This is a genomic window from Leisingera sp. ANG49, from assembly GCF_059694505.1.
Map to the genome: position 1 here is coordinate 42,937 of NZ_JCATZN010000012.1, position 9,517 is coordinate 52,453.

12 protein-coding genes and 1 pseudogene are annotated in these 9,517 nt (G+C 59.9%); 6 read left to right on the forward strand and 7 right to left on the reverse strand.

The features are described from left to right. The first annotated feature begins 11 nt into the window (after positions 1 to 11). From AC58NV_RS22060 to AC58NV_RS22070, 3 genes are read left to right on the forward strand one after another with little or no spacing between them, the layout of a single operon-like run. On the forward strand, positions 12 to 476 hold the full coding sequence (locus AC58NV_RS22060; RefSeq protein ID WP_497229065.1) for a MarR family winged helix-turn-helix transcriptional regulator: 465 nt from the start codon (positions 12 to 14) through the stop codon (positions 474 to 476). After that, positions 469 to 843, forward strand: coding sequence for a hypothetical protein (locus AC58NV_RS22065; RefSeq protein WP_497229066.1), 375 nt, complete (start codon positions 469 to 471; stop codon positions 841 to 843). Before AC58NV_RS22060 ends, AC58NV_RS22065 begins: the two co-directional genes overlap by 8 nt. 59 nt (positions 844 to 902) lie before the next feature. Beyond that, positions 903 to 1,223 (forward strand): monooxygenase, encoded by a 321-nt coding sequence (locus AC58NV_RS22070; RefSeq protein ID WP_497229067.1) that lies wholly within the window; start codon positions 903 to 905, stop codon positions 1,221 to 1,223. A gap of 149 nt (positions 1,224 to 1,372) precedes the next feature. Here AC58NV_RS22070 and AC58NV_RS22075 read toward each other — a convergent pair whose 3' ends face one another. Genes AC58NV_RS22075 through AC58NV_RS22095 form a run of 5 tightly spaced genes read right to left on the reverse strand, consistent with a single transcriptional unit; the run spans position 1,373 to position 5,122 of the window. Next, a complete protein-coding gene (locus AC58NV_RS22075) occupies positions 1,373 to 1,831 on the reverse strand; it encodes an SgcJ/EcaC family oxidoreductase (protein ID WP_497229068.1) in 459 nt (152 codons plus the stop codon). Next, positions 1,818 to 2,393: a hemerythrin domain-containing protein gene (locus tag AC58NV_RS22080; protein WP_497229069.1), complete on the reverse strand. Its 576-nt coding sequence runs from the start codon at positions 2,391 to 2,393 to the stop codon at positions 1,818 to 1,820. The genes AC58NV_RS22075 and AC58NV_RS22080 overlap by 14 nt, the downstream gene beginning before the upstream one ends. A gap of 2 nt (positions 2,394 to 2,395) precedes the next feature. After that, a complete protein-coding gene (locus AC58NV_RS22085) occupies positions 2,396 to 3,010 on the reverse strand; it encodes a glutathione S-transferase family protein (RefSeq protein ID WP_497229070.1) in 615 nt (204 codons plus the stop codon). A gap of 26 nt (positions 3,011 to 3,036) precedes the next feature. Beyond that, positions 3,037 to 3,873, reverse strand: a complete 837-nt coding sequence (locus tag AC58NV_RS22090; protein WP_497229071.1) for an Ig-like domain-containing domain — start codon at positions 3,871 to 3,873, stop codon at positions 3,037 to 3,039. Positions 3,874 to 3,880: 7 nt separating this feature from the next. Then, complete coding sequence (locus AC58NV_RS22095; protein WP_497229072.1) at positions 3,881 to 5,122, reverse strand: hypothetical protein; 1,242 nt, start codon at positions 5,120 to 5,122, stop codon at positions 3,881 to 3,883. A gap of 242 nt (positions 5,123 to 5,364) precedes the next feature. Between AC58NV_RS22095 and AC58NV_RS22100 the strand changes: the two genes are divergently transcribed. After that, positions 5,365 to 5,727, forward strand: coding sequence for a winged helix-turn-helix transcriptional regulator (locus AC58NV_RS22100; protein ID WP_497229073.1), 363 nt, complete (start codon positions 5,365 to 5,367; stop codon positions 5,725 to 5,727). A gap of 220 nt (positions 5,728 to 5,947) precedes the next feature. On the opposite strand, the gene AC58NV_RS22105 is transcribed toward AC58NV_RS22100, so the two are convergent. After that, entirely contained in the window at positions 5,948 to 7,084 is a 1,137-nt protein-coding gene (locus AC58NV_RS22105; protein ID WP_497229074.1) for an acyl-CoA dehydrogenase family protein, read from the reverse strand. Then, positions 7,081 to 8,397, reverse strand: coding sequence for a CaiB/BaiF CoA transferase family protein (locus AC58NV_RS22110; protein ID WP_497229075.1), 1,317 nt, complete (start codon positions 8,395 to 8,397; stop codon positions 7,081 to 7,083). The genes AC58NV_RS22105 and AC58NV_RS22110 overlap by 4 nt, the downstream gene beginning before the upstream one ends. On the opposite strand from AC58NV_RS22110, the gene AC58NV_RS22115 reads away from it, so the two are divergent. Then, positions 8,354 to 9,238 carry a LysR family transcriptional regulator gene (locus tag AC58NV_RS22115; protein WP_497229076.1) on the forward strand — a complete coding sequence of 295 codons (885 nt, stop codon included), beginning with the start codon at positions 8,354 to 8,356 and terminating at the stop codon, positions 9,236 to 9,238. The genes AC58NV_RS22110 and AC58NV_RS22115 overlap by 44 nt on opposite strands. Positions 9,239 to 9,354: 116 nt before the next feature. Continuing rightward, positions 9,355 to 9,462: pseudogene (locus tag AC58NV_RS22120) on the forward strand (IS5/IS1182 family transposase); the annotation flags it as partial. Positions 9,463 to 9,517: the final 55 nt, after the last annotated feature.

The window sequence follows — 9,517 nt, forward strand, 5'->3', positions numbered from 1 at the left end:
AATACCAAAGCATGAAACGAAACACACATGACCGCGAAAACATGGCCCTGGTTCTGGCCCTCCTGCGCAGTGCCCAGCAGTTCCATCGGGCGATCGGCCCGGCGTTCCGGGCCGCAGGCCTGACCGCGTCGCAATGGGACGTGCTGGAAACCCTCAGCAACAAAGGCCCGATGACCGTGAATGCGCTGCTGGAACGGGCACTTGGAACCTCCGGAAACTTGGATGTGGTGATCAAGAACCTGATCCGCTCCGGGCTTGTCGAAAAAACGGTCAGCGATACGGACCGGCGCAGCCGCGTCCTGTCCCTGACAACCGAAGGCAGGGCAAAGGTCGAAACCTTCCTGCCCGCCCACAACGCCGCTCTGGCGGAGATCTTTGAAGGCCTGCCCGCCGACGGCAAGCGCCAAACCATCCGGGTGCTGAACCAGCTCCGCCGCAGCATGCACCGCACCCGAAAGGATCATACCGATGAGTAACCGCACCTTCCTGACAGCGCACAGCGTGATCTACGCTTTCTTCGCGCTGGCGCTGTTCTTTGCACCCGGCCTGTTGTGGCCGAACTACGGCGTCGAGCTGAACGACCGCTACGCCTGGTTCCTGTCGCAGCACAACAGCATCTTTCTGGGCGGCATCGCGGTCATCAGCTTCCTGTTCCGCGATGCGCCCTCCGGCAGCGGCGAGGGCCGCAAGATCCTGACCGGCCTGATGTGGACCAACCTGCTGGGCCTCGCTGTCACCTTCTACGCCGGTGCCGCAGGTATTTTCGCCGGCTTCGGCTGGTCGGATCCGGCTTTCTTCGCCTTGCTCTCGGCTCTCTGCTTCCTGCAACTCCGCAAGGGCTGACCCGCAACAGCATAATCGCCGCAGCACGTTTCCCCTCAACTCCTCAAAGGGACCCACTCATGAGCACTCAGAAAATCTGGGACATCCACCTGACCTATGATGGCCCCGTCACCGAAGAATTCCTCCAAGGCGCCAAACAGCTTGCCGAGAGCATCGCCCAGGAGCCGGGCGTCGTCTGGAAAATCTGGACGCATGAGGCCGGCACCAGTCACTTCGGCTCCACCTATCTGTTCAAGGATCTGGAGCACCTGGAAGCCTACAAGGCCATGCATATCCCGCGATTGAACGCGATCGGCATCGAGGTCATCAGCGACCACGTGTTTGACGTGATGGAAGAACTTAGCCGAATCAACCGCGCGCCAGTTGGGACAAGTTCGTAGACCGGCCAGCAGGTCCTTAGTGCCTCTCCTGACCGCAACAGGAGAGGCCTTCCAAATCCGGGTTCATTCTACAGTTTCTTCCTACCTGAGCCTCAGTTGCGGCAAATAGACCTTGGTTCCAGGGCTAGAACGAACAAGTGGGGTAGCCGCTATTCGCCATCCCGGTAGTTTACAGCAAATGCCGACCCGTCCTTGGCAGCAATAGTCTCCATACCCGGTAAGACGTCGGTGTTATGCGCAGCCATGACGGCCCAGCCATTAGCCAGGCGCTGTGCAAAGAACACCATTATTGCGAAACGGTCCTCAAGGGTTTCACCTGCCTTGCCAATCTGCCCTGCCAGTTTCCAGCGGGTGTGAATGATCGCGGTGTCGCCGCCAACCCGCCGGACCTTGATACCCCGGGCAGTAATCTCTGAGTGCCGGAAAAACGTACTGAGCCCGTAGGCGTGCGCTTTTTCGATGTCGACGCGGTTGTGCCACCACAGGCCCACGACATTGACGAAATCAGCGTCCTCAGCAAAGAGGGCAGCCAGGGCAACCGCATCCCTGGCGTTCCAGGCCTCGGCAAAAAGCCGGGGGATGTCGTCCGGTGTTTCAGGCATAGGCATGCAGCACCGCCGGGATCAGGATATCTTCCTCGTCATAGGTATGCCGGTTCAGGATCTTGTTCAGAACTTTCGCCTGCTCCAGCGCTTTGCCGATTTGTGATTTTGAGGTTTCCCCACCGCGAAGCAGGGCAAAGACCTGTTCCGACTGGTCCAGCGCCTGATCCAGGACCTGGTGGTCGTTTTCCAGAAGGTCTATGGCCGAAGCCAGCTGCGGGAAGCGCCCCAGGAACCCGGGCAGCACATTGCTGTCCTCGAAGCTGTGATGGCCGTGAACATGCGAGACCAGGTCAAGCCCCAGCCGGTTCATGCCGGTCAGGCCCATCAACTCCTGCGCGCTGCCTTCCGGCTCCCCCAAGACAAATTCCAGCCCGCCGATCAGCCGGGCACTGGCCTCAGAGATCGAGGCGTGAAGGCGCTGAAGATGCGCAGGCCAGCCAAGAAACCGGGGGTCATCGTCCCATGCCGAACGGTCCGCTGGAAACAGGCCGTGCAGCAGGTCCGGGCCAATCCGGCCGCGCGAGGCAATGTGGTACTCGGGGGCGTTGTAGTCGTAGCTCTGCATTGTCAGCTCAATCTTTGCGCGTTCATCGCAGCCTGCACGCCGGGGTCTTCCAGCATAGTTTCCATGAAGCGTTTCACCGAGGGGTAGTCCTGCCAGGGTTTCGGCGTGTGTGCCGTCCAGCGGACCATTGCAAAAGCATAGGGGTCGGCAATCTTGCGCTTGCTGCCTGCAACATGCGGGCCGCCGTCCAGCAGTGTGCCGAGATGGCTCATCACCCGATCTATCCTGGCGAATGCCCCTTGCCGCACTTCATCCTGTGCCCCCTCGCTGCCGTTTACCGTGTATCGGTCCGGCACAAAGAAGGGCCAGAAAGCGGGATGGAAATCGCCCGTCAGAAAGGCCAGCACCTCATCCAGCCCGAATTGGCTGAGCGGGTCCTTGGCGACGCCCAGGCCGGCTTCCGGGTATTTGGCCTCGATATACTTCAGGATCGCATCTGCCTGCGTCATGATACGGAAGCCATCATCCTTCAGCGCCGGGACCATGCCCAGAGGATTGATCTTGAGGTATTCCTCGGACCCGAGTTCGACCAGCTCCACCTCGTAAGGCTTGCCCGTCCATTCCAGGGCGATATGCGGTGCCAAGGCACAGGTGCCGGGTGCGTAGTAGAGTTTCATGACCGGTGTCCTTTCCATGTAGCTCTTCAGTTGCTGCGCGGCTTGAAGGTGAGGCTTTCTGTCTTCTGTCCCGGCTGGCTGTAGCCATCGCTGTCCAGCGGCCGGTCGAACAAGCCGGTCAGCCTGTTTCCAGCGATGTCTTCCAGGGTGGTGTCCACCTCAATCCGGTAATCGGCGTTTGCCCAGGGATCGCGGGGTGTGAAAATCCACTCCTGCTCATCCGGCCCAAGGCGCAGGGAACCACCGAGCCTTGCACCGGCTTCATCGGTGACCCGCACCCTGTAGGCCAGGGAGACATGATCCATCGGGCCATTCAGTGTCATCAGAAGCGGTTCAGTAGAATTCGCCATGGGTGCCTGCACCTGCCACGTCGCAAAATCAGGCGCTTCGAAATCTGCTTCGGCAGCAACGAAGGTTTTTTCATAGCTGCGCGTTAACGTGCAGCCACGCCTGGTTTCCGCGCTGCTCTTGATTTGCAGCGAATAAGCCTTCCCTGGCTCCAGCGCCCGGCCCAGCGTATTGTGTGCTACCAGCCCGGTCTTCACCCGGCCCGGGTCAAACAGCACCGTCAGCCTTCTGTCATCCGGCGACCAGAGATCGAATTTGTTCTCGATGAAGGCCCCCGGAACCACCTTGCCGTCTTCATCAAGCAGCACGACGGAGTCCCAAATTCCCTCCCGTGCCATCGGTTCGGAGAAGTAGACATAGAAGCGCAGCAGGTTTTCGGGCAGCACATCAGCACTGGGGTAGACTTGGGTTACCTGGGCAGTACCTGACACGCTTTCCTCGCAGGCATGTGCCGCTGAACTGGCCGCAAAAAGCGCGACCAGCCAAAGGGATGCAGTTTTCAGATTGCGGAGCATCTTCACTTTACCTCGCCAGATCAGCGTAGCCCGCGTCTGCCTTCAGCATGTTCTGGAAGTTGCGGAAAAACTCCTGCTCCTCCACATACTGATAGTCGGGGAAGTTGTATTCGCTAACGAAATCGCTGAGCCGGAAGTAGGCGCCCTTGCGGAAGGAGACCAGGTCGACATCGCCGGTATCCAGATTGCGCTTGAGCGTGACCAGAAACTGCTCATCCTGGTCATCGGCCTGCAAAACTGCCCCCAGCGGGCGTGCGGCGGTTTTCACCCCTGCGTCGCCCCAAAGCTCGGGGGACGACAGCCCTTCGCCTTTGCTGGCCTCGGCCAGGTCAGACACCCGGATCAGATCGGCATCGCGTTCCTTGTTGATGACCAGCACATACTCTTCCGGCTGGAACTCCTCATTCGGGGCAGTGAAATGCAGCACCTCAAGCGGTGTATTGCCATAGCCGAGTTCGGCCACAGTTTTACCGGTTACATGGGCACCATCAGCCAAATCGCCAGACGGGATCGTGACCAGTGGCGTACAGGTGTAGGCGGCAACAACCGTTTTCACGCCGTCCAGATTAACCACGCTCATAGCCCGGATCGGTGCCCGGGTTTCAGTCTGATTGTGAACGGTATGGTAGATTTCGATACTGGACGCAGAAGCGGAGTTAGTAAACGGGTACGGGATCTGCCGCAGGGTTGAGGCGAACTCTCCGGTCGACAGCCCGGCAGCGAACAGCGTGCCATCCACGAAATCAAGATCCGTGACGGTGAAGGTGGCAGCCGGAATGTCATGCCAGAAAGTGACGCTTTCATCAGGGGTGCCGTTCAGTTCCACCGATGTGCCCTCCAAGGTGGTCAGATCCAGCGGCGTGATGGTGCCATCCTGATCCACCCGCACAATCATCGGCGACTTGCTGTCGCCCGAGCGCAGGGACATCGAAATATAGGTTTCCTTGGACACGGGATGCACGGCGATATCGTGATAGCTGATGCTGTACGGATCTGCGCCGGTCGAGACCGCCAGCCGGGCGCCCAGGCCAATCAGGTTGTAACTGCGCGATTCCGCTGCCGGGGCAGCTTCGGGCAGCGTGTAGGCAAAGATCCTTCCGCCGTCGGAATCAGCTACAAAAAGCGTATTGCTGTCGGCAAACTCCAACACAGTGGTGGACTTAGGCGTTTCGAGCGCGGCAGCGCCTGTTGCAAACGACAGGGACAGAATTCCTGCCGCCAGGGCGGGTGAGGTGGATTTCAGTTTCATGGTGCCTCCAGGCAGGTCGTGGGCTGGCGGCTCCAAGACAGTTTCTGCCTTGCCGCCGCGCCCAAATTTAGCACCTATGACCCAATGTGGTGAGTAGGAACACTTTGGATACTGTTGAAGATGTCAGTTCGCTTCTGCACAGTGGCTGTTCATGACGCAGAACCCAGCGCCCTGCGAAGGGAGTAAGCCTTGGCAGCGCGGCGCAACCACGGGTACATTTCTGAAGCGGGGAGCTTAATGGGATGTTCGAAGACAAGATGAAGGATTCAAAAGAGAAAGATGCAGGCGCGCATGTATGCCCGGTCGAAACCGTCATCGAGATCATCGGCGGGAAGTGGAAGTGCCAGATCATTCATTTCCTGCTTGGCGGCACCCGGCGGTTCGGTGAAATCCGCCGTCAAATCCCCGACGTGTCTCAGCGGGTTCTGACCCGCAAATTACGGGAACTGGAAGCGCATGGAATCGTCATCCGTAAAGTTTATGCAGAGGTTCCGCCCCGCACGGAATATTCCCTGACAACAACTGGGCAGTCGCTTGAACCCGTGATGCAGGAGCTTGACCGATGGGCACAGGCAAATCTGGGCAGTTCCGGTGACGTAGTTTAGTTAGAATAAGCGGTGGCGAAACCGAGCACGCCTGTTGAATGCCGCACCGACTGGGCGAAGCAAAACAGCTTCGCCAGAGCAAAAAAGATTTTGGAAGGCTGTCTAGAATTCGGTCCGACGACCGAACTACCGCAACAGCCTTCACAATGCCTGTTCAGTTGCACTCCGCTGAAGCAATGTTCAAAAACGGCGCTAACAGACATGACGCCCGCCTAAGCCGTTAACTCAGCATTTCGCGCGCGATGATGGTTCGCTGGATCTCCGATGATCCTTCATAGATCCGGAAGATCCGTAAGTCGCGCAAGTAGCGTTCCACCGGAAAATCACGGGTATAGCCATAGCCGCCGTGGATCTGCAGCGCCCGGTCCGCAATACGCCAGGCAGCCTCACTGGCATAAAGCTTGGCGAATGCAGACTCCGACGAATACCGTTCTCCGGTTCCCCGCTTGCGGGCGGCTTGCAGCCCCAATGCCCGCGCCGCGGCCAGTTCGGTGGCACTGTCGGCCAGCATCCATTGCAGCCCCTGGAAATTGCCGATCGGTTGTCCGCCGACCTCTCGTTCCTTGGCATAGGAAACAGCCGCATCCAGTGCGGCACGCGCAATGCCAGTGGCCTGGGCGGCCACTTCGATACGCCCGTTGTCCAACACCCTCATAGCGGTGCGGAACCCAGTCCCCTCCTCGCCAAGCCGGTTTTCAGCGGGCACAAGGCAGTCAAACGAAATCGGAAAAACATGGCCACCGCGCAAGCCCAGAGTCTCCTCATGCTTGCCGATCTCCACCCCGTCGCTCCTGAACGGTTCAACCACAAAGGCGCTGACCCCGCGGGCACCGGCTGCGCTGTCGGTCTTGGCATAGATCACGATGAAATCCGCAGCACCCGCATTGGAGATGAAGCATTTGGAGCCCTTCAGCCGGTAGCCGTCGCCTTCGCGGCTGGCGGTACTGCGCATATCAGCGGGGTTGGAACCCGCCATCGGCTCAGTCAGCGCAAAAGCGCCAAGTGCCTCGCCCGCTGCGGCGGCCGGCAGGAAGCGCTGTTTAAGCGCCTCATCCCCGCCCAGGAGCAGCGAATCTGTTGCCAGGAAGTGCGCCGTCAGCATCGAGGCTGTGGAGCCGCAGGCACCTGCGATGGCCTCCACCGCGCCGTACAGAGCCGGCCCGGACAGGCCGATGCCGCCATAGGTTTCTGGCAAGTTCATGCCCATGATGCCCAATTCTGCCAGTGCCGCGCGGTGCAGGGTTGCAAACTGCCCCTTGGCGTCGATGGCGGCGGCGGCAGGTGCCAGCACCTCGCCGGAAAACCGTTCAATTTGGCCGATGACAGCCTGCTCTTCGCTGTTCAGGTCGCTGATCATTTGGCCTCTCCGTCCTGTAACTGTTGTAGAATTTCCTGTGTGTGCGCGCCCAGTTCCGGGGCCGCCTGCAGGTGACCTCTTGCCGCTCCACTGAAATGGACGGGCTGTTCCGGCACAAAAAATTCGCCGAGAATGGGATGTTTCACTGGGGATGCCAGCCCACGCGCCTGCGCCTGAGGCGAGGCCCAGGCCTCAGACACTGCACTCAGGGCCGCGGCTGGAATGCCCGCCTCTGTCAGGACCGCCACCGCGTCCTGCGCGCAGCGCGCGGTGGCCCAGTCTTCGATATGCCGAGCCAGGGCCGGTTCATTCTGACGCCGCATCACATCACTGGCAAAACGCTCGTCCTCCGCCAGATCCGGCGCGCCAATGGCCTCTGTGAAACGGGCAAACAGCCGGTCGTTCAGTACCGCAACAGAGAAACTGCCATCTTTGGCCGGATAGGTGCCAAATGGCGCCGATAGCGCATGTTTGCTGCCCGTCCGCTTTGGCGTCTCACCCGCCATCAGCGCCCGGCAGGCCGCCACCGGCATCATCGACACCAGCGAGTCGTAGAGCGCCAGATCAACATGCCGTCCGCGGCCGCTGCGTGTACGGTCGAACAGCGCCACCATCGTCCCAAATGCAGCGAACATGCCGCCCGCCACATCGGCAAAGGCGTCACCGGCCATCATCGGCGGGCCGCCCGGATCGCCGGTCATGTCCATAAGGCCGCTCATCGCTTGGATGATGATGTCATAGGCTGGCAGCATCCGGTTCGGACCGGTCTGGCCAAAGCCGGAAACCGAGACATAGACCAGTTGTGGATAGGCCGTGCAAAGCTCCTCGGCACCCAGCCCGAACCGCTCCATCACACCGGGGCGGAAGTTTTCGATCAGCACGTCGCAATCTGCCGCCAACGCCCGTGCCGCCGCCGCGCCTTTCGCGGTTTTCAGATCCAGAACGATGGATTTTTTGCCCCGGTTCACCGACTGGAACAGCAGGCTCTCGCCTTCCTTGAACGGGCCGATATGGCGGTAGTCATCGCCTGCAGCGGGCTCAACCTTGATTACTTCCGCGCCCAGATCAGCCATCAGCGCCGTGCAGTAAGGCCCGGCCAGAACACGTGAGAAATCCAGCACCCGGACTCCTTCGAGCGGCCTGCGGCCTGCCGTTTTGTCATCTTTTAACATGCATCCACCTTCAATTGCTTGCTGGAGGATAGCCTTCGGTTGGGTATTGTAGAAAATACGAGATAGATATGAAGGGTATTCTTGTTTGAATATACCATTGAACTTCCGCCAGGTTGAAATCCTGCTGGCGGTCGCAGACACCGGCAGCACTGCCGCGGCGAGCCGCGCGCTGAACACCTCGCAGCCCTCGGTTTCACTGGCCATTGCCCGCTGCGAGGAGGTGTTCGGACAGAAGCTCTTTCTCCGCATCCCCGGGCGCGGGATGGAGCTGACCCCGTTCGGGCGGCACAAGGTCGCCCAGCTGCGCGAACTGGAGAAGCAAGCGCGTTGGGTACTGAGCGGCGGTGACGGAACACCGGAGTTCCTGAACCTGGGAGTGTTTTCTACCCTCGGCCCGCGCTATGCCCCACGGCTGGTGCGCCGCTTCCTGGACGATCGCCCGGACGCCGAAGTCCGTATCCTCGAAGGTGACCTGCAAACGCTGTTCGACTGGCTCAGCGAAGGCCGGATTGACATGGCGCTGCTATACGACTTCGGCATTCCATCCGACTTTGTCATCACACCGCTGATGGCGGCGGTGCCCTATGCCCTGCTGCCGCAGGGGCACCATCTGGCACAACAGCCCAGCGTGAACGCCGAAGACCTGGCGCAGGAGCCGGTCATCCTGATGAACCTGCCCCACAGCCGCAGTTATTTTCTGTCCCTGCTGCAAAACGCCAAGGGCTCAGTGCAGGTCGCCCACGAAACCAGGTCAATCGAAATGCTGCGTTCTATGGTGGCCAACGGGTTCGGCGTCGGTCTGCTGGCCACCGATCTGCAGGATGCCCCCTGTTATGATGGGAGCCCATTGATCCGGGTCCCCCTTTCCGGCAATCCGCCCCTTCATCAGATCGCTCTTGCCCATCGTGGTGCAGCTCTCAAACGGCCAATTCTCCAGGCTTTCACCGCCTTTACAGAAGCCTTTTTCAATCAGCATCCCTGAGAATAAGGCGCCACTCCAGCACAGGTCCACTACAACGTGGATTTAGGTTTCCCATCCTGCCTGCGGCTTTTGCGATCGGCCTTTTCGGGCGCGGGGATCGCTATGATGCCGGCTGATTCAGAAATGCTTTAAAGAACAGGGGGGTGCGTGTCTGAACCCCCGGCCGGAAGCAGCGCAAGACGCCTGTGAAGTACGACAATCGCCGCTGCAAACGGCGCAACCGCCCCTCTCGTGACATTGCTGCGCAATGCACTGCCGGGCAATGATCGAAAACGTGTT

Bases quoted from the DNA above. Each gene is read 5' to 3' on its own strand.
- AC58NV_RS22065 (WP_497229066.1), top strand. From the start codon at position 469: ATGAGTAACCGCACCTTCCTGACAGCGCACAGCGTGATCTACGCTTTC.
- AC58NV_RS22060 (WP_497229065.1), top strand. From the start codon at position 12: ATGAAACGAAACACACATGACCGCGAAAACATGGCCCTGGTTCTGGCC.
- AC58NV_RS22100 (WP_497229073.1), top strand. From the start codon at position 5,365: ATGTTCGAAGACAAGATGAAGGATTCAAAAGAGAAAGATGCAGGCGCG.
- AC58NV_RS22075 (WP_497229068.1), bottom strand. From the start codon at position 1,831: ATGCCTATGCCTGAAACACCGGACGACATCCCCCGGCTTTTTGCCGAG.
- AC58NV_RS22080 (WP_497229069.1), bottom strand. From the start codon at position 2,393: ATGCAGAGCTACGACTACAACGCCCCCGAGTACCACATTGCCTCGCGC.
- AC58NV_RS22070 (WP_497229067.1), top strand. From the start codon at position 903: ATGAGCACTCAGAAAATCTGGGACATCCACCTGACCTATGATGGCCCC.
- AC58NV_RS22085 (WP_497229070.1), bottom strand. From the start codon at position 3,010: ATGAAACTCTACTACGCACCCGGCACCTGTGCCTTGGCACCGCATATC.
- AC58NV_RS22095 (WP_497229072.1), bottom strand. From the start codon at position 5,122: ATGAAACTGAAATCCACCTCACCCGCCCTGGCGGCAGGAATTCTGTCC.
- AC58NV_RS22090 (WP_497229071.1), bottom strand. From the start codon at position 3,873: ATGCTCCGCAATCTGAAAACTGCATCCCTTTGGCTGGTCGCGCTTTTT.
- AC58NV_RS22105 (WP_497229074.1), bottom strand. From the start codon at position 7,084: ATGATCAGCGACCTGAACAGCGAAGAGCAGGCTGTCATCGGCCAAATT.